The sequence below is a fragment of the Acetobacter fabarum genome, from assembly GCF_022483405.1.
Classification (GTDB): domain Bacteria; phylum Pseudomonadota; class Alphaproteobacteria; order Acetobacterales; family Acetobacteraceae; genus Acetobacter; species Acetobacter fabarum.
This window is the reverse complement of the sequence record NZ_JAKVNI010000001.1, coordinates 2,813,959-2,834,739: the sequence shown is the minus strand read 5'-3', so window position 1 is coordinate 2,834,739 and position 20,781 is coordinate 2,813,959. Positions and strand designations below refer to the sequence as shown.

The following is a 20,781-nucleotide window of genomic DNA, read 5'->3' as shown; positions in this document are numbered from 1 at the left end:
GTGGGCGCAGTTTTGCGCGGTTCAGGCTGCGCTGGACAGGTCCAGCAGCCCGATCACCCCATCTTCGGTGCCAAAGCCCAGTGTGCAGCCATCCGGGCTATAAGCCAGTGCGGTAACCGCGCCAGCCTGCCCCAATGATACAGGAAGTACGCGCTGGGTCGTGGGCTCCATCATCACAACCGTGCCATTGGCAAAGCCGGCAGCCACAACTTCCTGCGAGGGATGGAAGGCAACGCGGGTGCACAAAGCGCCCCCTGCGCCGGGGAGTTCTGCCGGGGGCTTGCCCATGGGGCCGCCACCAAAGAACGGCCACATCACCACAATGTCCGCACCACTGGTGGCCAGCCATTTGCCATTGCTGGAAAAAGACATGGAGCGCACCTTGGTCGGGTAGCCACTCATGCGGATGTTATGCCCATCTGCCAGCCGCCAGCCGTGCAGGTCGTTTTCCTGCATGGCGGTTACAACCGCATCCCCATTCGGGTGCATGGCAATACCCAGATGGCTGCCTTTCCATTCCAGCAGCCGGGCACTGCCATCCTTGGACTGGGTGAACCACAGCGACACACCATTATAGTGCGATGCAGCAAGGCGCTTGCCCTTGGGGTCAAACGCAATGCCACCAACGGTGGTGGGGTGTTCAAACGTGCGGATAATTGTGCGGCCTGTGGCATCGCGCAGTTCCACATTCTTGCCCGATGCCGCAGCGATCAGGGCGGTCTTGTCGCTGACAAATGTGGTAATGTGCTCCACCCAGCGGCGGGTTTTGGCCAGTTCTTCAATTTCGCCCGCAGGGTCAAGGCGGCACAGGCGGCCATCATCCCCGCCGGTTAAAAAACTGTCTGCCAGCGTATCGGGGGAGAGGGCCAGCACTGGCCCGTCATGCACCGCGTAGGTTGCCCACGCATTGGGGGCGGTCAGGTCATGCCGGTGGGCGACCACCACATCCCCCTCACCCGTGGTAAAGGCGAACCGGCTGGAATCGCGCGAGGCAACGCAGCCCGTAATTTCTCCCTCGACCTGTTTGAAGGCACCGCGCTTTTCAATCAGCCCGCGCAGAAGGGTTTCCTGGGTCGCGCTCATGCTGCAATGCAGCTTTCAAGCCCACGGCGGAGCTGTGGCCTGTTCAGGTTGCGGCCAATAAAGACCAGACGGCTCTCCCGGGTTTCGCCATCCTTCCATGGGCCAATGGCGTTGCCATCGGCCATCATGTGCACGGCCTGAAATGCAAAGCGCTCGGGCTGGCCTGCAAAGTCCAGAATCCCCTTGGTGCGCAGCATGTCTGCTCCTTTTTCCTGCAACAGGGCGCTGATCCATGCCTGAAAACGCCCCGCATCCAGCGGCTGCTTGACCTGAAGGGACACGCTGGAAATGTCTTCCTCATGGTGGTGTTCGGGATGTTCAAGAAAATCAGGGGTGTTTTCCAGCACACGGGCCAGATCAAACCCGCCACGGTCCAGCACATCGGTCAGGCGCACATTGCCTTTTTTGGCGTGGTGGATGGGGGCCGAGGCATTAATCTTGCGAATGGCGGCCTCAATCTGGGCAATCTGGCCTGCATCCACCAGATCGGTCTTGTTGAGGATAATCACATCGGCAAAAGCCACCTGTTCGCGTGCTTCGGGGCTTTCGGCCAGTGTGCTCAGGAAGTTAAAGGCATCCACAACTGTTACCACGGCGTCCAGTTTTGCTTTTTCGCGCACGTCTTCATCGGCAAAAAAGGTCTGGGCCACGGGGGCGGGGGCGGCAAGGCCGGTGGTTTCCACAATAATGCCGTCAAACTTGCCGCGGCGCTTCATCAACCCGTTCAGAATACGGATCAGATCGCCCCGTACGGTGCAGCAGATGCAGCCGTTGTTCATTTCGAACACTTCTTCATCCGCATCCACAACCAGATCGTTGTCCACGCCCAGTTCGCCAAATTCGTTAATGACCACGGCATATTTGCGCCCGTGTTCGGCGGTCAGGATATGGTTGAGCAAGGTGGTTTTGCCCGCGCCCAGAAAGCCGGTCAGCACCGTAACGGGCACACGGGTATCGGGCGTGCTTGTGGCAGCATTTTCCGGCGCGAGGGATGCGTCAGACATAGGGTAAGCCTCCAATTCAACAATCGTGCTTTTCATATAGGACGCCAGATTATGAGAAACCAGAGAGGCACGGCCCCGCCGCGCCATAACCGGAACTTCCGTGGCGTGTAAAAAGCCTAGTTTCTGTGTGTGTCCGTGGCGGTAACAAGGGGCTGGGGTTTTTGTTTGGGAGCGGCAGAACGCAGGAACCGTACGGCCAGCGCGCCATAAAGGGCATGGCTGCACAATGCGCGTGAAACCCCGAAGGCCAAAAAGGCACTGGCCATAAGCGCTAGCGTGATCTGCTGGTTATCGCACATTTCCATCACAATAACGGTTGCGGTCAGGGGGGATTGGGTGACCGCGGCAAAATAGGCCACCGTGCCCAGCAGCACCACAGCACCGGGTGTGGTGTGCGGCAGAAAATGCGCAATCCACCCCCCCATGCCGGCCCCGACAGAGAGCGAAGGCGCGAACAGCCCACCGGGAATACCCGAACAGTAGGAAATAAGGGTGGCCAGCAGCTTGAACAAAAAGAACGAGGCCGGGTACTGGTCGGAGCCCATAATAATGTCACGCGCCTGCATATAGCCCGTGCCATAGGTCATGCCGCCGCAAAGCAGGCCGATTATGGCCAGCGCCAGCCCGCACAACGCGGCGAACAGAACAGGGCGCAGGCTGATAAACCGCCCGAATGCGCCCGGAATCCCGCGGGAAATGCGGACCAGAAGCGCCGAGAACATGCCCCCGCACAGCCCCCCCACAATCCCGCAGACCACCACAGCCAGCCAGCTCGCCCCAACCGGCACGGCGGAATAGGTGTGGCCGAAATAGGTGTAGTTCCCCACAAGGGCTATGGCGGTCACGCCAGAAATAACCACGCAGGTCAGCATGGTGCCGCTGGTGCGCTGCTCAAAGGAGTGGGCCAGTTCTTCTATGCCAAACACAATGCCAGCAAGTGGGGTGTTAAAGGCCGCCGCGACCCCGGCAGCCCCACCAGCCTTGATCAGGGCGCGCTGCTTGGTCACGTCGGTCAGCCCCGCAAGGCGGCCCACCGTATGCATGATGGACGCCCCCACCTGCACGGTCGGCCCTTCGCGCCCGATGGAAGCACCACTGAGCAGGCCAAGGCAGGTCAGGCAGATTTTGGCCAGTGCAATCCGCAGGGCCAGAACCTTGTCCACAATGGTCATGTCATGCAGGTGCATGCAGGCAATGGCCTGCGGAATGCCGCTACCCTGCGCACCGCGGAACCATGTGCGGGTCAGCCAGGTGGAAAGTGCCAGCCCCAGCGGGGTCACCAGCAACATCAGCCATGGGTTGATGTGCATAAGGGTCGTGCGCACGTGGGCTGCCTTGTCTGCCAGCCCGGCAAAAGCCACGGCTACCAGACCAACCAGAACTGCCCCCGACCAGTACATAAGCTTGCGGCGCCAGCTTACCGTGCCAGCCTTGGCGTGTTCACGCAGATGGCGCAGGGACTCTGCGGTGGGTATCACGCTCGCGGGGGGCATGAGGCATCTCTTGCATAAAAGAAAAAGGATGCGGGGCAGTCTAACATTTCATGCGCCAGAAGAAAGACATTCCCGCCTTTTATTACGGTTTTCTGTTTATTTTTCTGCTGAAGAACCCGAATTGGCGGGGGATACCCCTGCGGGCGGTATGCTCAGGACCGTATTATCATGCTTGGCGCAGGTTTCGGGCTCTATGTGAATATGGACCAGCGTGCTGCCCATATGCGCGCGCAGGGCGTGCTCAATACGGTCACATATGTCATGCGCGGCCTTTACGCTCATGGTGCCTGGCACAACCAGATGGAACTCAAGGAACGTCATGGCCCCCACAATGCGGGTGCGGATATCATGCGCCTGAATAGCCCCATGCCCGTTGGAGGTAATAATCGAGCCGATCTCGCCCAGTGTCTGGGCATCCGGGGCTTCGTCCATCAACCCGGCTATGGAGTCCCGCATGACCTCCCAGCCCACCCGCAGCACGTTCAGGGCCACAAGCCCGGCCAGAACCGCATCCAGTTGCGGCCAGCCGAGCAGGGGGATCAGCGCAACACCGGCCACAAGGGCCACACCTGTCCACACATCGGACAGCACATGCTGCCCCCCGGCAATAAGGGCGGGAGAGTGGCGGGCCTGCCCGGCGCGGAGCATGATCAGCCCCCAGCCCAGATTAACGCAGGTTGCCGCCGCGTTCAGCAGCAGGCCGTTCCATGGCGCCAGTGCGGGGTGGGGGTGCAGCCAGCCTTCCACGGCCTCGCGGCCAATAATAAAGGCGGTAATGACCACCAGTGTTCCCTCGGCCACGGCAGACAGATACTCCGCCTTGTAGTGGCCATAGGTATGGTTGTGGTCCGCCGGGCGCTCTGCAACGCTTAATGCCCACAGTCCCCCAGCGGCGGCGACCACGTTAATAATGGTTTCTATGGCATCTGCATGCAGGGCAACGCTGCCGCTTACGGCAAAGGCAGCGTATTTGAGCCCCAGCGCCACAAGGCTGACAAACAGGCTGACAACGGCAAGGCCCCGGTTACTTTGGGGGAGCGGAAGTTCGGGCATAGGCTCTTGTTATGCTGGTGTTAGACGGTGTGCGGGTCAGACAGGTGGCACGTGGGGCTGTAATCCTGTGTTTCCATCTGCACGGTGGGGTGGGCAATGCCAAAGCGCTTGCGCAGGGTGGTGACAAGTGTGTCGAGCAGATGGCTATCGCTTGGCACATCTGCCGCGTTTGCGCTGCGGACCAGATGCACGGTCAGGGCGGTTTCGGTCGTGCTTATGGGCCAGATGTGCAGGTCATGCAGGTCGGCAACGCCGGGGGTGCCGCGCAAAAAGCTTTCCACTGCACCGGGGTCCACCTCACGCGGGACAGCATCCAGCGCCATATCCAGCGAATCCCGCAAAAGGGACCATGTGCTCAGGACCACCACAACAGAAATGGCAAGGCTTATGGCGGGGTCTATCCATGCAACATGGGTCAGCAGTACCAGCCCCCCGGCAATAACCACGGCAAGGGATGTCAGGGCATCGGCCATGAGGTGCAAAAAAGCCCCCCGAATATTCAGGTCCCCTTTCTGCCCGGCGGCAAACAGCATGGCGGATGCCCCGTTTACCACAATGCCAATGCCTGCAACCACCATCATGGTCATGCCTGCAACGGGGGTTGGGTGCATCAGGCGGTGGATGGCCTCCCACGCAACGCCGCCAGTAACCAGCATGAGAATAATGGCATTGGCCAGTGCTGCCAGAATGGAGGAGCGGCGCAACCCGTAGGTAAAGCGCACGGTCGGGCTTTTGCGTGAGAGGTGCTCGGCCAGCCAGGCAGCAGCCAGTGCGAGCACGTCTGAGAGGTTATGCCCCGCATCGGCTATGAGCGAGAGCGAATGGGCATAAACGCCCCATATGGCCTCGGCTACAAGATAGAGCGAGTTAACGGCAATCCCTATGGCAAAAGCCGTGCCAAAGGAGGCCGGCGTGTGCACATGGTGGTGGCCAAATCCGTGCTTGTGCGTGCAGGCCGCCCCGTTACCTTCATGCTCATGCTCATGCTCATGCTCATGCTCATGCTCATGCTCATGCTCATGACCGTGGGCGCAGGGCGGGGGGCTGGCATGGCCTGCGCAACCCGAGTGGTCCGCATGGTCATGCGTGTGCATGTCTGGGGCTGGCATGGCTCTGGCTGCTTTCATTCACACAAAGGGCCGTGGGGGAGAGGCCCCGTTCCGGGGGTGCCATCTTATGTAGGGTGGGTTGGTGCGGAATAGAAGTGGAATATTCCCTCACCGATTGCGCGGCAGACGTTGCACGCCCAAGCCGTTCCAGAATAGGGAAGGGGACAAAGGATCGTTTGGCCCCACTTGCAATTATACTGGATGAACACGCCCCATGCTCCGTCTGACTGAACTGCGGCTACCGCTGGACCACCCGCCCGAGGCACTCCGGCAGGCGATCTGTGAGCGGTTGGGCATTGGTGCGGATGCGCTGGAACACTATACCGTGTTCAAGCGCGGGCATGACGCACGCCGCCGCTCTGCCATATGGCTTGTGTACACGCTGGATTGCGCCGTGCGGGACGAGGCAGATGTGCTGGCCCGTTACCGGAGCGCGCACCCCGGCAACCTCCACGTACAACCCGCGCCAGACATGGCCTGGCATGAGCCCATTGCCAATGGCGCAGCCCTTGCCGCGGCAGAAGGGTATAAACGCCCCATTATTATCGGCGCCGGGCCATGCGGGTTTATGGCCGCCCTGATTCTGGCCCGCATGGGGCTGCGGCCCTTACTGCTTGAGCGTGGCAAGGTTGTGCGTGAACGCACGGTGGACACGTTTGCCCTGTGGCGTCGCTCCGTGCTGACCCCGGAGAGCAACGTCCAGTTTGGTGAGGGCGGGGCTGGTACCTTTTCCGATGGTAAACTCTACAGTCAGGTGCGGGACCCGCGTTTTCTGGGCCGCAAGGTGCTGGAGGAGTTTGTAAAGGCTGGTGCCCCGGAGGATATTCTGTATCTGGCGCACCCTCATATTGGCACGTTCCGGCTGGTGTCCATGGTGGAGCATATCCGTCAGGAGGTGGAGCAGGCCGGTGGAGAATACCGCTTCGGGGCCAGAGTGGATGACCTGCTGCTCAACGCATCCACCCGCAAGGTGGAAGGGGTACGCCTTTCCAGTGGGGAGGTGATTGCGGCAGATCATGTTGTGCTGGCCGTGGGCCACAGTGCGCGCGATACGTTTGCCATGCTGCAAAAACAGGGTGTGAGCATGCAGGCCAAACCCTTTTCCATGGGGGTGCGGATCGAGCACCCGCAATCGGTTATTGATACGGCCCAGTTTGGCCCCAGCGCAGGCAATGAGCAGTTGGGGGCCGCCGAGTACAGGCTGGTCCACCACGCAGCCAATGGGCGGGGTGTGTATTCCTTCTGCATGTGTCCCGGCGGTACGGTTGTGGCGGCAACATCGGAGGAAGGGCAGGTCGTTACCAACGGCATGAGCCAGTATTCCCGCGCCGAACGGAACGCCAATTCGGGCATGGTGGTGGAACTGCGCCCCGGAGAGGATTACCCGGATGACCCGCTGGCAGGTATTGCCTACCAGCGCCACTGGGAGCGGCAGGCATTTCTGGCCGGGGGTGGGGATTACCGCGCCCCTGCCCAGCGTGTGGGGGATTTTCTGGCCGGTCGTCCTTCCACCGCGCTGGGGGATGTGGTGCCCTCCTACAAACCGGGAGTAACACCAGCGGATCTGTCCACCTGCCTGCCGGATTTTGTGGTGGAAGCCCTGCGAGAAGCCCTGCCCCGGTTCGAGCGTAAACTGCGTGGTTTTACCATGGATGACGCGGTCATGACCGGGGTGGAAACCCGCACGTCCTCCCCCATCCGTGTGCCACGGGGGGAGAATGGCCAGTCCGTCAACACACCGGGCCTATACCCTGCGGGGGAAGGGGCCGGGTATGCCGGGGGGATCCTCTCCGCCGCCATGGACGGTATTCGCATGGCCGAGGCCGTTGCGCAGGATATGGCCGGCCTGCCGGTTACTCTGGCGTAAGGGCCTATCCCACGCGTACGGGGCTTCAGGGAATATTGGCCAGAAACTCTTCCACCAGTTCGGTAAAGCGCTGGGGGGCATCGGCATGGACCCAGTGGCCCGCACCGTGAATGCTCTCCAGCCGGTGGTTGGGAAAAAGTGCCCGCATGGCGGCGTAATTACCCGGGCTGATATAGGGCGAGTTTTCCCCACGAATGAACAGGGTTGGCCCTTCATAGCGTAAATCTGGGGCAAGGTGGGGCCAGCCCATAATGTCGGGCATGGCGGCCTGAATATCGTGCAGGCCAATGGCCCAGCCGGGATTATCCCCCTGTCGTATGTTCTGCGCCATAAGCTGGCGCACCGCATCGCTTGCAATATAGGGGCGCAGCAGGTCGTTGGTGCTGCGCTGGTCCAGATGCGGGGGGAATTGCAGCTGCTCCAGATTGTCGGGCAGGTCCAGCCGGTCAAACCCGCCCTGTGCGGGGGCAATGTCCACTACAATCAGGGCGCGTATGGCGGTTGGGTGGGTCAGGGCTGCCATCATGGCGGTTTTGCCCCCCATGGAGTGCCCGAGCATAATGGCGGGGCTGGCGTGGAGGTGCTCCATTGTGTCCAGCACATCCTGCGCCATGGCAGGGTAGCTCATGGGGCCGTGGGGGCTGTTGCCGTGGTTGCGCAGGTCCATGGCCAGTGTACGCCGGGTTGTGGCCAGCTTGCGCTGCACAAAACCCAGATTGCGCGCCCGGCCAAACAGACCATGCAGCAGCACAACCGGTAGGGTTTTTTCGGGCGTTGGGTGTTCGGGGCCGCGCTCGCTCACGTTTAGCAACACTGTTCTGCTCTTTCCTCTGCTCTGGCGCGTATGGCGCATGGTGGGGCAGTTTTGCCCAGCTTTGCCGCTGAATGCGAGGGGCAGAGGGCTGTTTTTTCTTCACCTTCCAGAGAGAGGGCAGGTGTGCCACAGTCAGCCCCATAGTTTATGGTGTGCGAGAGGGGGCGTGCATGCAACGGTGCCTTGTTATTCTCAGCCAACTGGACCAGACCGAGGTTTTGCTGGGCATGGCGGCGCAGGCGCTCACCCGTATCCGGGGGATGCAGCGGATTGATGTGCTGGCCGCGCGGGAACCTCCGGAGCAGATTCTGGGGCGCATAGGGTTTTCCGATACACAGGCCCAGACCCTGCGGGCTCAACAGCGCGAATGGGCCGATGCCCTGCATACCCGCTTCCAGCAATGGCTGGCGCAGGAATATGGCACTCCCGCAGACCGGCTGGGCAAGGTGGAGGTCAACTGGCTGGACCCCGAAATTACGGTGGACCGCATTATTGCAGGTTACGGCAAGGACGCCGACCTGCTGATTCTGGGTTTCCCCGATAACCGGGACAGCGCACAGAAGCATGTGGCCACCCGTGCCGCCATTTTTGAATCCGGACGCCCCGTTCTGTTTGTGCCCCCATTCTGGGAGCAGACCAGCGGGAACCGCATGTTCATGGCATGGAAAGACACCCCCGCCTGCCGCCGCGCGTTTTTTGCCGCCCGCTCCTTTGTGGGGGCGGCCGAGGCGGTTGAGGTTGCCGTATCCGCCACCGACCCGTTGCCGCTGGATATTCTGCCCGGCGTAAGCGTAACCCAGCAGCCAGTTGCGGATAGCCGCAATGTGGGAGAAACCCTGCTGGATATGGCCGGAACCTTCCGTGCCGACATGCTGGTGATCGGGGGGTACCAGCATAACATGCTCTATAGTCGGCTTATGGGCAGTGCGACCGACTATATTCTGGCCAATCCCCGTGTGCCGGTGCTGTTACAGCACTAATGGCCTTGGCGGCTGGCCGTCTGGTAGGGGGTTCAGGGTGTGCGGAGAGTTTTGCGCGCAAAGGCCCAGCACAATGCACCAAAACCCAGCGTGCCCAGAATGGCGGGTACGTTCTGGGGCACAAAGGCGGCGAGGGAAAAAGCATTATCCCGCCCTGTGGCGCCGGAAAGAACAGCCAGTAACACCCCGGTCAGGCTTTCCCCCACAATAAAGCCAGATGCCAGCATGGTGCCGGTGGAACCACCCTCCGGGCTGCTCTGGCCTGCGGCGCTGGCAGCATGCCGGTTACGGCTGATCCGCTTGAGCACCCACCCCAGTATGGCTCCGCAGGCCAGTGTCAGGCTGACGGAGGCAGGCAGGTACAGGCCCACGGCCACCCCCAGCGGTGGCAGAGCCTGCCCCCGGCGGCGCAGGCCAAGGTCCAGCACGACCAGCCCCACCCCCAGCCCCATGCCAACGCAAAGCATGGTCCAGTCCAGGGAATGGGTAAAAATGCCTTTGGCAATCAGGGTGATCAGGGCGGGTTGGGGGGCAGACAGGGCATGGGCCGGGTCCATGCCGGGGCGGGGCATGGCGCCAGTAAACCCGTATGCCTGATACAGCAGGTTAAGAACGGGCGGGATAACCGCAGCCCCAACAAGGCAGCCCGCTATAAGTGCGACTTCCTGCTTCCACGGGGTGGCCTCCACAAGCTGGCCGGTCTTGAGGTCTTGCAGGTTGTCGTTGGAAATGGCGATGGTGGCGGTAATGGCCGACAGGAGCAGGATGGTAAACGCTGTGGCCAGTTTCTGGCCATCTGCCATCATGGCGTCAGGTGTCAGGCCCAGAGCTTCCAGTGCCAGAATCATCAGTGCGCATAAGACTGCGCCAATAATGATAATGCCCGAAATGGGGGAGGAGGATGACCCCACAATACCCGCCATGTACCCGCAGGCTGCGGCCATAACAAAGCCGAATACAACGCAGAATACCACAGCTACGCCAACAATAGGCCAGAACCCGTGAGCCACGGGGGCCAGAAATGCGGCAAAAAAACCAGTCAGCAACAGCATGGCCCCCACCATAAGCCCCCCCATGGTGCGGGCGGAAAGGTCCTTGTCTGTTGTGGCGGTCAGGCCCGTTGTGCGTTGCAGCATGGTGCGTATGCCCCGCAGCACGGGGGGCATGAGCTCGATCAGGGTCCAGAGGGAGGCAATGGCAATGGCACCAGCCCCCACAAAGCGGACCTTGTGCAGCCATATGTCCTGCGCAAACTGGGCGGGGAGCAGGTGCGCGGGGTTGGGTAACAGGCTGGTAAGCCAGGGCACACCCACGCCCCAAGCCAGTATGCAGCCTGTTAGCATGGCCATGCCCCCGCTCAGGCCAACCAGATACCCCGCCCCGATCAGGGCGGGGGAAAACGCGGCACTGAGCTGGAATACGGCACTCCCCGCACTTGCGGTCAGGTTAAGCCCATCGGCCAGCAGGCGCAGGCCGCCGCTGCAAAACGAAAAAACAGAGGCCATGACCCCGCCGCTGATCAATGCCTGCAGGCCGCGCTGGTTGCTCTTGTCCGCCCCTGCACGCAGGATTTCGGCTGCGGCCACGCCTTCGGGGTAGGGCAGGCTGCTTTGCGTGACCAGCGCACGCCGGAGCGGGATGGTGAACAGTACCCCCAGCACCCCGCCAGCAAAGGACAGCCCCGCCGTTTGCCAGAAGGGAAAATGCGTCCAGAACCCGGCAATAATCAGCCCCGGAAAGGTCGCAAACACGCAGGACAGGGTGCCCGCAGCCGAAGCCTGACTTTGCACCATGTTGTTTTCCAGCAAGGTGCCCCCACCCATAAGGCGCAGCACGGCCATGGAAATAACCGCAGCGGGTATGGATGAGGCAAAGGTCAGCCCGATCCGCAGGCCCAGATACACATTGGAGGCGGTAAATACGATGGTAATAAGCGCGCCAAGCAGCAGACCACGGAGTGTGAGTTCCCGTTGGGGGTTCGGGCTGGCCATGCGTCCTGTCTCTCCCGGAGGGTCATGGAGGTTACGCCATCCATCATACGGGTGGTCTGGCGTTCCCTCGCGTACGGTCTAAGGGCGGAGGGTTTGCGGGCAGGCCGCAATCCTCCGCTCTTTTGTGCACATACGATGCTCACAGGGATTTGTCTGCCCCAAAGCGGGTCAGAAGGTCAGTTCAATGTTGCTTTGCACAAAGGCGCCAGATGTGGCTCCGGCGTTGGTCATGGTGTGCGAGGCAAAAATGTATTCCCCATCAATGCCAAGTGTAATGTGGCGCGTGGCACGCCAGGTAAAGCTGGCCTGTGGCATGGTGGCTGTGTAGGCCCCGTGCGGGCGGTAGGCATAAAAGGCGGTGCCGCTGGCATAAATGGCATCCTGCCGACTGTTGCGCCACACGGCGGGCACCTTGAGCAGCAAGGTGGTGTTGGGGGTGGGGGCAATGGTGGCAATGGGGCCTACGTCAATCAGGTTTGACTGACCGATATAGGTGCTCATATCCAGGTAGTAGGCGCTGGGCACGTAGGGGGACAAAAAGCTGCCCCAGGAGCTACGCTGGCCTTTGCGCATATTCCCGCCGGAAACACTGTCCACCTGTATGCCAATGGCAGGGTGGCCGGGCCATTTTGCAAACCGCCAGGAGAGCGTGGCATCAATGGCATAGGCGGAAACCGGGCGGGTTGGTCCGTTTTTGGCTGCACGGAACTCACCCCTCTGCCACATGGCCCCGACCGAAAATTCCAGCGGGCCAGCATTACCCCATATGCGTGTGCCCGGTGTGTCGCGGTGGGTGGAGCCGGCAATGGAGCCACCAGCCAGTGAGGGCAGGGGGCTTTTGGAGAGAATGGTCCCCAGATAGAACGTATCCACAAAAATCTGGCTGTTGCGCCCCAGAAACTTGAAGCTGGGCACCGCATAGGACGTATAGGCCCCGAACAGGCGCGAGTTCCAGCCGACCTGATCATGGAACATGGCCGAAGGCGCGTTGTTGGTCAGGGTCAAATAAAACCCGTCTATGCGAAAGTTTTTCCAGAACGCATAGCCGCGCAGACCATTCCAGGAATAAGGCACGGAGGGGTACACGCTGCCTGCGGTAAAGTAGGGTGGTGCATCCAAAAAGGTCATGCGCCCGGCCATGCCGCCCACGGTGGCGTTAAGCACCCTGCCGCGCACTTCCACAAAAGCCTGTTGTGCATCCAGCCTGCTGCGCCAGCGGCCCCCGGCATAGCCGTAGTAATTGATCCCCGCCGCCTGACCGCTCATTAACTCACCATACAGGCGCACATGCTCGCCCAGATGCAGGTCTGCCCCAGCGTTCCAGCGGAAGTTGTTGCGGTAAGCGGGTTCTTTTTTGGTTGAGCCAAAACCTGCGCGCTGGTCATAAAAATTATGCTGCCGGAAGTTGCCGCTCAGCGTCAGGTAAATATCACCGTTTGTGTTGAACGGGATGTATTTGAGCGCATCCATGGGGTCCAGCCGGTTGCGTTTGTCACGCAGGCTGGACCAGTCCTCCGCCCAGCGGGAGACGGCATAATAGCCCACGGTGCCAAAACCCGCAGCGGCTCCCGTATTGGCGTTGAACACCCCCCACGGGCCCTGATGCAGCAATGCTGTTGGCAGGGGGGTGAGCTCGAGCGACTGCGGCTGGCCATACGCTTCGGGGCGGCTGGTCAGGGGGGGGAGCAGGCGGCTGTTATCCCAAAATCCGGGGCGTGGGGCCGTGGCAGCAGGGGGTGTCACGGTAACAATGCGGGCCCCCGTAATCTGTGCAGGGGCGGTTACGGTGGTGGTCGTTGTTGTTGTCGTCGTCGTGTCCGGCTGCGTGCTCTGCTGTGTGGCAGGTGGCGTGTGCGGCATGTGGAGATACGCCGCATTGGGCGCGGTTTCGGCCCCGGCGGGGGCAGTCCACAGGCAGAGCAGGGCCGAGCCAGAGGCCAGCAGGCCCGTGCGCAGGGCGACAGAGTAAGCGTAACAACGCGGGCCGGGCAGGGGGTAACGTGTGGTGCTGGCTGGTTTTGGAGTGGTGTGGTCGGTGATTACGGTCATGGGCCGAGGTCACTTCTTGTTATTTTTATTAGGTCTGGCAATTCATTCAATTATTGAATGGCTTATATTATCATTATTGCTATAAATGCGATTATGTCATATCGCATTTGCGTGTGCTGCATCCCTTATACGGAATACAGCGCCACACTTCGATAAAAAAATTGGAAAAATCTGGTTAACGAATCTGTGTTTTTTCAAAAACTGTTAGAAAAAACACAACTCAGGCAGACGGAACTCGGCGCTGGAGCGTATGCAGGCAGGTTTGCGTGCGCGTAGCCAGGCGGATGTCATGCATCTTGGTTACGGCCTGCTCTGCCTTTTTGCGCCATGTGGTGGACATGCCCGTGGGGGAGCAGATGTTTTTGGTACTGCCCGTTGCGGCGGCGTTGGGTTCGGTCGCGCTCAGCACCATTGCAGGCTGGCGGGGGAGCAGGCGTTGCAGCGTGTGCTCTACCGTCCGGGCTGTGCGGGCATCGGTCTGTGGCAGAACGGTTGCCACAATACGGGCGGCTTCCGGCCTGCCCTGTGCCAGAGCCTGCATTACATCGTCCCACCCATGGGGGCGGGAGAGTGCTGTAGCTGTCTGGGCAACGCTATCATGCGTTGCCATGTACAGCACATGGTCTGTTTTGTCGCTCTGCATGCTGGGTGGCAGAGGCTTGTCCTGCGTGGCCATAACGCACAGTCCAGCCGACAGGCAGACCAGCAGGGCAGACAAAAGAGGGCGCAGTGCTCGCACGGTGTAGGTATCTCCCTTGGTGAGAAAGACAGTTGCACGGTGGAAAATGGCGTGGACATGGCAAGGGCGTGGCACGGCTGCCAAAGGTTGCCCCGCCCAAGCGGGATGGCCTATAGGGTGCGGAACAGATCGGAAGGCGCGCACGCCGGGTTAATGGTCGTTCGCCGTTTGTGGGGCGATCGGGTATGCCCCGTGTTCCGTTTTTCCTGATGCATGATTTGGCTCGACTAAGGAATGAATGACATGAGCGCTTCTCTTTCTGCTTCAGAGATCACCCGCCTCCAGAGCGCGCTGCGCCGCCTGCTGGGTTCGCCTGAACTGACCGTAAACCCGGCCCCGCGTGCAGGCATGTCGGTCGAACTGGCCGTAAAGGGCGAAGTCATCGGCACCGTTCATCGTGATGATGAAGATGGTGATGTCAGCTACGCCGTAAACATGGTGGTGCTGGAAGAAGACCTGCCTCGCGCCTGAACCGCAGCGCCAGTAAAAAAGCCAGTCCTCCGCAAGGGAGGGCTGGCTTTTTTTATGGGTTCAGTGCGGCCTGTTATTCAGGCGTTGGAAGGGGTGGCCGATGCCTGCATGACGGGCGCACGCCGCATGGGGAATTCCACGTTGGTAATTTTCCACTTCCAGCCCTGAATACGTAATTCAACGCGCAGGGGCGTTTCGCGCTCATGGCCGGGCAGGGGCATTTCCATAACAAACTGGTCCAGCCGGTTAAAATGGACCGAAGCCCGCGTGGCCAGCGATGCAAAAGAGGGCGTGGCAGGCTGCTCTGCAGAGGTGGCAGCAGGCAGGGCCTCATCCAGCAATGTGCCAAGGTTGGCTTGTGTGACTGTGGTATCCACCGCGTTGGATACGGCTGTTGTGGCAAAGGACGACCCAAAATCGGGCAGTTCATCCGCTGCGGGCTGGATGTTCAGGTGCAGGCCAGCCAGCGTCTGCCGTTTGAGTGAGGCATCAAGCGCACCCCAGTTGATCATCCGCCCAAGGGCTGTGGCATCGTGGCGTTGCAGGTCGGAAGCAACAGACCACAACGTGACAAAAGGGGAGGCCAGATACAGGCCAAACGACGCAGCTGCCGTGGCAACACACACCCGGCGCGCGGTCTGGCGGCGGGGCAGACTGGCTGGCCGGACTGCGGGTCCGGGCTGGGTGAAGGTTGTCATGTTACACATTCCTCATATGCGTTTGGTGCAATTCTTATAAACCAGTTACCTTCTTCTAACCAGATAATAATGTGTACGGTTCCATGCGTTATTACAAAAATATGACCTTTGTTACACAGTGTTAGGGTGTCCATAACGTGTATGGGGGCGTGTATGCCCCCGGACTACTCAGGAGCGGATACAAAAGACCCATGCAGCTTGACCTCAGCGAAAATGAAATCCAGCGCTATTCTCGCCACATTCTGTTGCCCGAGGTCGGCGGCACGGGGCAGGTCGCGTTAAAAAACGCCTCCGTGCTTGTGGTGGGGGCCGGTGGGCTGGGTGCGCCAGCGGCTTTGTATCTGGCTGCCGCAGGCGTGGGCCGAATCGGTCTGGTGGATGATGATGTGGTCGAACTGTCCAACCTTCAGCGGCAGGTGCTGCACACCACGCGCGCGGTGGGGCGCAAGAAGGTGGACACCGCGCGTGAACAACTGGCTGCCCTGAACCCCGAAATTGTGGTGGAGGCATGGGATATGCGGCTCAATGCCGGCAATGCCCAAGACCTTGTCGCTCAGTATGACCTTGTGTGTGACGGGTGTGACAACTTTGCTACCCGTTACGCGGTTAACGCTGCCTGCGTGCAGGCTGGCAAGGTGCTGGTCTCCGCCGCAGTACAACGGTTTGAAGGGCAGTTGGCCACATTCAGCCCCACACAGGGTGGCGGGTGCTATAACTGCCTGTACCCTGCAACAGACGGTCAGGCATCCGGCCTGAGCTGTGGTGATGCCGGTGTGTTTGGCGCGGTAACAGGGGTTATGGGCACGCTACAGGCAACGCAGGCACTCAAGCAGATACTGGGCTTAGGCAATGCTGGTGCCGGGGAACTGCTGATGTGGGATGCCCTGCGCATGAAGTTTACAACCATGACCCTGAGCGCGGACCCGGCCTGCACCGTCTGTGGCGGAGGGCACGCCCATGGTTGAGGCGCATACTCCCCCCTGCGATCTGGCCTTGCTGGTTGTGGAGTCCCGGTACGAGCGTATTCATGCGGCTTACATGCTGGCAGCCACGGCTGCGGCCATGGGGCAGACTGTTCTGCTGTTTGGCATGGGGGCCGGGGTTTGCGCCTTTTGCCGGGAATGGAATGGGCTTGATGCGGCCGAAGGCGCGCGTATGCGCACGCAGGCAGGTGTTGCCGGGCTGGATGACCTGCGTGATGCAGTCGTGGATATGGGGGCAACCCTTATGGTGTGCGACTCCGGCGTAAAAACACTGGGCTTAAATGCGCAGGACCTGCTGGCAGGGGTTGAAACCGTAGGGCTGCCGAGTTTTTTTGACCGCGCAGGCCGTGCCAGACAACTCGTGTTTTAAAGGGCGAGCGCGCATGCAAAGGCAGGTTTGAACAGGGTTGTGGCGCAAGTCTGTTCTGCTGTGAAACGTAAAGTCATGCGCGAAGTGTGTGCGGCCTCTTGCCCCCGCGTCACTCTCTTGGCAGGGATGCAGCCATGATGTGCACTCGTTCCTCTTTCCGGTTTCGTCTGCTTGCCTGCGTGGCGGGCTGCATGGCAGCTTTTTCTGGCATCACGGCGTCTGCCGGTGTTGCGGCCGATGGTGTGGCACCCCCGCTCCACAAGCACCACAAACATGCCCTGACGGCCCCACAGGCCACAGCCGCGCACAAGGCCGGGAGCGGCAAGGCCAAAACCAAAGGCAAGCATGAGGCCGCTGCTACGCGGAGCAGCAAAAAAGGCGCGCATCACAAAAAACATGAGACCGCCACCGCGCAGGCCAAGCCCGCACACCATGCTCCTGCGCACCATCATGTTGCCGCGGCTGCTGCGGGTGCGGCTGTTGCAACGGCTGCGGCAGGTGCCGCTGTGGCAGCGCCTGCTTCCGGCACGTCCGACATGGGTGCACCCGATGCAGGTGTGCAGAACGACCCCGCAAAGGGGAGTGTAACCGGCCTGCCGCTGCCACGTTATGCCGCCCTGCGCTCGGATGAAGTAAACATGCGGGCAGGGCCGGGGCAGCGTTTTCCCATTCTGTGGGTCTATCACCGCCGGGGTATGCCGGTGCGGGTGGAACGGGAATTTGATGTCTGGCGTCTGGTAGAAGACCCCAGCGGGCAAAAAGGCTGGATGCAGCAGGCCACATTGGCTGGCGGACGCGATTTTCTGATCCCCGGTGAACCTCCGGGGGATGAAACACCCTTGCCCGCGCAGGCCAGCAAGGAAGGCGAGAAGGCCTTGCCACCGGGGCATATGGATGCTCGGGTTATTGCCAGTGTTGGCACGGCGCAGGATGCGGCAAAAATGCCCGGTGTGGTGTTCATGCGCGCCGGTGCCAGCGAAGATGCCGCCATAGTGGCCGTGTTGCGGCCGGGTACGGTTGGCTCGGTCCGGGAGTGTGCAGCAGGCTCGGCCTGGTGCAAGGTCTCGGTCAAGCAATATAACGGATGGGTGCCCCGCCGGGCCATCTGGGGTGTGGATGCTGAGGACGTGATCAGCCCCTCCTGAATTTTTCCGGCGGATTGTTAAGGAGAAGCTGCTTTATGTCTCTTGTCACAACGCCGGATAGCAAAAAAACAGAGGCAGTGGCCTGTCGCACCAAAATTGTTGCAACACTTGGCCCTGCTTCATCCGATTACGCAACCATCCGTGACCTTGCTCTGGCAGGGGCGGATGTGTTCCGCTTCAACTTCTCCCACGGTACACATGCCGACCATGCCAGCCGCTACGCGTTTGTAAGGCAGGTCGAGGCCGAACTGGGGCGCCCGATTGGTATTCTGGCCGACATGCAGGGGCCAAAGCTGCGGGTCGGGCGTTTTAAGGATGGTAAGGTCGAACTGGTGCCGGGTGCGCCTTTCAGGTTTGACCTGTCCGGCACACTGGGGGACGCCACGCGCGTGCAGCTCCCCCACCCCGAAATTATCAAGGTGGCCACACCGGGCAGCCGTCTGTTGATGGATGATGGCAAACTGGCTGTAGTGGTGGAGCAGGCCGGGCCGGACTGGCTGGCAACGCGGGTGGAAATTGGTGGCCCGCTCTCCGACCATAAAGGGGTGAATGTGCCCGATGTGGCGCTGCCCATTCCGGCCCTGACGGAAAAGGACAAGGTGGATCTGGCCTACGCGCTGGAGCTGGGGGTAGATTATGTGGCCCTCTCCTTTGTGCAGCGGCCCGAAGATCTGGTGCAGGCCCGCAGTCTTGTGGGTGAGCGGGCTGCATTGCTGGCCAAGCTGGAAAAACCTCAGGCAGTAGAAAACCTGTCTGCCATTCTGGCCCTGAGCGATGCGGTTATGGTGGCGCGTGGGGATCTGGGGGTGGAACTGCCGCCAGAGAGTGTGCCCCTTATTCAAAAACGGATTATCCGCGAGGCCCGCAGGCTGGGCAAACCGGTGGTGGTGGCCACCCAGATGCTGGAAAGCATGATAACCGCGCCAACCCCCACACGGGCCGAGGCATCGGACGTGGCTGCTGCGGTGTTTGATGGGGCCGATGCAGTCATGCTCTCGGCAGAATCGGCCGCAGGGCAATACCCGCGTGAGGCGGTGCGGATCATGAACCGTATTTTATGGCGGGTGGAGCAGGATGCAGGCTGGCAGGCCCATATGGCCGCAGCCCGCCTTGCCCCGGAAGACTATGTGGCCGACGCCATAGCCAGTGCAACCCAGCAGGTTGCGGCTACTCTGCGCTCTCCCGCCATTGTGGCGTACACGCACAGGGGGGCCACGGCCCTGCGCATTGCGCGTGAACGCCCGACCTGCCCCGTGCTGGGGGTTACGCCCACGGCGCAGGCCGCACGGCGGCTGGCGCTTGTGTGGGGCGTGCGGGCGTTTGTCAGCCCGCCGCACACGGCATCCACCACGGTAGAACGCATGGTGGAAGAGGCTCTGGCTGTTGTGGCCCGTGCACAGGTTGGCGCTCCGGGGGATTCGGTCGTGATCGCTGCGGGTGTGCCCTTTGGCGTGAGTGGTTCCACCAACCTGCTCAGGGTTGCCAGAATCCCCTGAGCGCTATGCGCTATGCTGGAACCTGCTGGTGGTGACAGCCCCCCCCGTTGCAGGGTATGTGCGGGAAAGCGGGGCCAGACGTGGGCCGTATGGGCGGCCTGCTGGCAGGGTAAGGCGCAGGGGACTTGGATGGTAACCTCAGTACGGAACAGGCTGGTCAGGCGCAATGTGCTCAGGGGGTTGTCCGGCCTGTCTGCCGGTCTGCTGCTGCCACGCTTGAGCATGCCCCAGAAAGCTCTGGCCGCCAGTGCAGGTGCCGCTGCGACTGCTTTCCCGCCAGATGTAACCACCCAGCCACCCCGGCAATGGGGGCCGGAAGCGCCTCCTTCCTACGCGCCAGACCCTGATGTGGTGGTTATTGACCGTTCTTTCCGCGATCTGGTCAGTGGTAATGCGACCATCCATCGTGTGTGGAATGGCGGGACGTGGATAGAAGGCCCGGCATGGTCCTCCGAAGGGCGATACCTGCTGTTTAGCGATACGGTAACAAGCCGACAGTACCGCTATTTGTGGGAGACAGGCGAGGTTACGGTTTTTCGCCCGGAATCCTACCATTCCAACGGCAATACGTTTGATTATCAGGGCCGCCAGATTTCCTGCGAGCATTTTTTACGCCGCGTCGTGCGCTGGGAGCATGATGGGTCGGTGCATGTGGTGGCTGACCATTTTGAGGGCAAACCCCTGAGTTCCCCCAATGATGTGATTGCCCACCCCGATGGCAGTATCTGGTTTACGGACCCGGGGTACGGAGCCAGCGTTGCAGAAGGCCACGCTGATGCTGCCGGGGGGGAGGCCAACCCCGATGGGCGTATTCGCTGGCGGGTGGGGGAGGAACTGATCGGCGCTGTAGGCGGCATGCGCAAACAGCCCGACCATACGTTCCGGGTTGATCCTTCGGGGCGGATTGATGTCGTGTTAACGCAGGACCAGTTGCCCAACCCCAACGGGTTGTGTTTTTCGCCCGATTTTTCGCATCTGTACGTTATTTCCACAGGGCGGCAGAGTGGGGCCGGCGGGCATGATGGGGACCTGGCCGTGCATGAGTTTGACCTGCACAGGCAGGAACTCCCCCTTTCCAATCCAAGGCTGTTTACCAATATGCGCTTTGAAGGGGTCCAGATGATTCCCGACGGGCTCAAGGCCGATATTTATGGCAATCTCTGGTGTGGCGTAAGCGGCCCACTTGGCCTGTGCGGGGTGTTCATCTTCAACCCCGAAGGGCATTTGATCGGGCGCATCCGCCTGCCACATGGTGTGTCCAACCTGACCTTTGGCGGCCCCAAGCGGGACTGGCTGTTCATGTGCGCAGGGGGGGCTCTTTACAGCCTTCAGGTGAATACCCAAGGCGCTGGCCCGGCCTGAGCACTCCTCTGTTTTTTAAAGCCAGTAAATAGGGCTTTGCGGCAGGATAAGTAGCGGCACGGCAGGTTGGGAGC

General features: G+C 61.0%; 18 protein-coding genes. 8 read left to right on the top strand and 10 right to left on the bottom strand.

The genetic code is table 11. The features are described from left to right. Positions 1–21: 21 nt before the first annotated feature. The 5 genes from LKE65_RS13195 to LKE65_RS13175 form a co-directional block, all read right to left on the bottom strand. The gene (locus LKE65_RS13195) at positions 22–1,083 is read right to left on the bottom strand and encodes a WD40 repeat domain-containing protein (RefSeq protein WP_086647288.1); all 1,062 of its coding nucleotides are present in this window, start codon (positions 1,081–1,083) and stop codon (positions 22–24) included. Further along, complete coding sequence (locus tag LKE65_RS13190; protein WP_086647302.1) at positions 1,080–2,087, bottom strand: CobW family GTP-binding protein; 1,008 nt, start codon at positions 2,085–2,087, stop codon at positions 1,080–1,082. The genes LKE65_RS13195 and LKE65_RS13190 overlap by 4 nt, the downstream gene beginning before the upstream one ends. Positions 2,088–2,203: 116 nt before the next feature. Then, positions 2,204–3,580: a chloride channel protein gene (locus tag LKE65_RS13185; RefSeq protein ID WP_095349127.1), complete on the bottom strand. Its 1,377-nt coding sequence runs from the start codon at positions 3,578–3,580 to the stop codon at positions 2,204–2,206. A 96-nt stretch (positions 3,581–3,676) separates the two neighbouring features. After that, a complete protein-coding gene (locus tag LKE65_RS13180; protein ID WP_086647286.1) occupies positions 3,677–4,633 on the bottom strand; it encodes a cation diffusion facilitator family transporter in 957 nt (318 codons plus the stop codon). Between the two features lie 20 nt (positions 4,634–4,653). Next, complete coding sequence (locus LKE65_RS13175) at positions 4,654–5,742, bottom strand: cation diffusion facilitator family transporter (protein ID WP_278741656.1); 1,089 nt, start codon at positions 5,740–5,742, stop codon at positions 4,654–4,656. 214 nt (positions 5,743–5,956) lie between these two features. Here LKE65_RS13175 and LKE65_RS13170 point away from each other — a divergent pair, with 214 nt between their 5' ends. Further along, a complete protein-coding gene (locus tag LKE65_RS13170; protein WP_278741655.1) occupies positions 5,957–7,609 on the top strand; it encodes an NAD(P)/FAD-dependent oxidoreductase in 1,653 nt (550 codons plus the stop codon). Between the two features lie 25 nt (positions 7,610–7,634). On the opposite strand, the gene LKE65_RS13165 is transcribed toward LKE65_RS13170, so the two are convergent. Next, on the bottom strand, positions 7,635–8,423 hold the full coding sequence (locus LKE65_RS13165; RefSeq protein WP_278741897.1) for an alpha/beta fold hydrolase: 789 nt from the start codon (positions 8,421–8,423) through the stop codon (positions 7,635–7,637). Positions 8,424–8,593: 170 nt separating this feature from the next. Between LKE65_RS13165 and LKE65_RS13160 the strand changes: the two genes are divergently transcribed. Further along, the gene (locus tag LKE65_RS13160; RefSeq protein ID WP_278741654.1) at positions 8,594–9,403 is read left to right on the top strand and encodes a universal stress protein; all 810 of its coding nucleotides are present in this window, start codon (positions 8,594–8,596) and stop codon (positions 9,401–9,403) included. 32 nt (positions 9,404–9,435) lie between these two features. On the opposite strand, the gene LKE65_RS13155 is transcribed toward LKE65_RS13160, so the two are convergent. From LKE65_RS13155 to LKE65_RS13145, 3 genes are all read right to left on the bottom strand, one after another. Continuing rightward, positions 9,436–11,394, bottom strand: coding sequence for an OPT family oligopeptide transporter (locus LKE65_RS13155; RefSeq protein WP_278741653.1), 1,959 nt, complete (start codon positions 11,392–11,394; stop codon positions 9,436–9,438). 168 nt (positions 11,395–11,562) lie between these two features. Then, positions 11,563–13,443 (bottom strand): alginate export family protein, encoded by a 1,881-nt coding sequence (locus LKE65_RS13150; protein ID WP_278741651.1) that lies wholly within the window; start codon positions 13,441–13,443, stop codon positions 11,563–11,565. A 220-nt stretch (positions 13,444–13,663) separates the two neighbouring features. After that, positions 13,664–14,182 carry a hypothetical protein gene (locus tag LKE65_RS13145; protein ID WP_278741650.1) on the bottom strand — a complete coding sequence of 173 codons (519 nt, stop codon included), beginning with the start codon at positions 14,180–14,182 and terminating at the stop codon, positions 13,664–13,666. A 243-nt stretch (positions 14,183–14,425) separates the two neighbouring features. Here LKE65_RS13145 and LKE65_RS13140 point away from each other — a divergent pair, with 243 nt between their 5' ends. Next, the gene (locus LKE65_RS13140) at positions 14,426–14,653 is read left to right on the top strand and encodes a DUF3126 family protein (RefSeq protein WP_086645366.1); all 228 of its coding nucleotides are present in this window, start codon (positions 14,426–14,428) and stop codon (positions 14,651–14,653) included. Positions 14,654–14,730: 77 nt separating this feature from the next. Here LKE65_RS13140 and LKE65_RS13135 read toward each other — a convergent pair whose 3' ends face one another. Beyond that, a complete protein-coding gene (locus LKE65_RS13135) occupies positions 14,731–15,351 on the bottom strand; it encodes a DUF2939 domain-containing protein (RefSeq protein WP_095349120.1) in 621 nt (206 codons plus the stop codon). Positions 15,352–15,542: 191 nt separating this feature from the next. On the opposite strand from LKE65_RS13135, the gene LKE65_RS13130 reads away from it, so the two are divergent. The 5 genes from LKE65_RS13130 to LKE65_RS13110 all read left to right on the top strand — a co-directional run bounded on the left by LKE65_RS13130 (position 15,543) and on the right by LKE65_RS13110 (position 20,707). Next, positions 15,543–16,316: a HesA/MoeB/ThiF family protein gene (locus LKE65_RS13130; protein WP_278741648.1), complete on the top strand. Its 774-nt coding sequence runs from the start codon at positions 15,543–15,545 to the stop codon at positions 16,314–16,316. Then, positions 16,309–16,704 (top strand): DsrE family protein, encoded by a 396-nt coding sequence (locus tag LKE65_RS13125; protein WP_278741647.1) that lies wholly within the window; start codon positions 16,309–16,311, stop codon positions 16,702–16,704. The genes LKE65_RS13130 and LKE65_RS13125 overlap by 8 nt, the downstream gene beginning before the upstream one ends. A 134-nt stretch (positions 16,705–16,838) precedes the next feature. Then, positions 16,839–17,849, top strand: coding sequence for an SH3 domain-containing protein (locus LKE65_RS13120; protein ID WP_278741646.1), 1,011 nt, complete (start codon positions 16,839–16,841; stop codon positions 17,847–17,849). Positions 17,850–17,884: 35 nt separating this feature from the next. Further along, entirely contained in the window at positions 17,885–19,345 is a 1,461-nt protein-coding gene (pyk, locus tag LKE65_RS13115; RefSeq protein ID WP_278741644.1) for a pyruvate kinase, read from the top strand. Between the two features lie 129 nt (positions 19,346–19,474). Continuing rightward, positions 19,475–20,707 (top strand): SMP-30/gluconolactonase/LRE family protein, encoded by a 1,233-nt coding sequence (locus LKE65_RS13110; RefSeq protein ID WP_278741643.1) that lies wholly within the window; start codon positions 19,475–19,477, stop codon positions 20,705–20,707. Positions 20,708–20,781: the final 74 nt, after the last annotated feature.

What these genes read in the sequence shown, in the direction of transcription:
- LKE65_RS13150 (WP_278741651.1), bottom strand. Translation starts at nt 13,443, where the DNA reads ATGACCGTAATCACCGACCACACCACTCCAAAACCAGCCAGCACCACA.
- LKE65_RS13130 (WP_278741648.1), top strand. Translation starts at nt 15,543, where the DNA reads ATGCAGCTTGACCTCAGCGAAAATGAAATCCAGCGCTATTCTCGCCAC.
- LKE65_RS13125 (WP_278741647.1), top strand. Translation starts at nt 16,309, where the DNA reads ATGGTTGAGGCGCATACTCCCCCCTGCGATCTGGCCTTGCTGGTTGTG.
- LKE65_RS13160 (WP_278741654.1), top strand. Translation starts at nt 8,594, where the DNA reads ATGCAACGGTGCCTTGTTATTCTCAGCCAACTGGACCAGACCGAGGTT.
- LKE65_RS13185 (WP_095349127.1), bottom strand. Translation starts at nt 3,580, where the DNA reads ATGCCCCCCGCGAGCGTGATACCCACCGCAGAGTCCCTGCGCCATCTG.
- LKE65_RS13120 (WP_278741646.1), top strand. Translation starts at nt 16,839, where the DNA reads ATGATGTGCACTCGTTCCTCTTTCCGGTTTCGTCTGCTTGCCTGCGTG.
- LKE65_RS13135 (WP_095349120.1), bottom strand. Translation starts at nt 15,351, where the DNA reads ATGACAACCTTCACCCAGCCCGGACCCGCAGTCCGGCCAGCCAGTCTG.
- pyk (WP_278741644.1), top strand. Translation starts at nt 17,885, where the DNA reads ATGTCTCTTGTCACAACGCCGGATAGCAAAAAAACAGAGGCAGTGGCC.
- LKE65_RS13175 (WP_278741656.1), bottom strand. Translation starts at nt 5,742, where the DNA reads ATGCCAGCCCCAGACATGCACACGCATGACCATGCGGACCACTCGGGT.
- LKE65_RS13155 (WP_278741653.1), bottom strand. Translation starts at nt 11,394, where the DNA reads ATGGCCAGCCCGAACCCCCAACGGGAACTCACACTCCGTGGTCTGCTG.
- LKE65_RS13195 (WP_086647288.1), bottom strand. Translation starts at nt 1,083, where the DNA reads ATGAGCGCGACCCAGGAAACCCTTCTGCGCGGGCTGATTGAAAAGCGC.
- LKE65_RS13190 (WP_086647302.1), bottom strand. Translation starts at nt 2,087, where the DNA reads ATGTCTGACGCATCCCTCGCGCCGGAAAATGCTGCCACAAGCACGCCC.
- LKE65_RS13140 (WP_086645366.1), top strand. Translation starts at nt 14,426, where the DNA reads ATGAGCGCTTCTCTTTCTGCTTCAGAGATCACCCGCCTCCAGAGCGCG.
- LKE65_RS13180 (WP_086647286.1), bottom strand. Translation starts at nt 4,633, where the DNA reads ATGCCCGAACTTCCGCTCCCCCAAAGTAACCGGGGCCTTGCCGTTGTC.
- LKE65_RS13170 (WP_278741655.1), top strand. Translation starts at nt 5,957, where the DNA reads ATGCTCCGTCTGACTGAACTGCGGCTACCGCTGGACCACCCGCCCGAG.
- LKE65_RS13110 (WP_278741643.1), top strand. Translation starts at nt 19,475, where the DNA reads ATGGTAACCTCAGTACGGAACAGGCTGGTCAGGCGCAATGTGCTCAGG.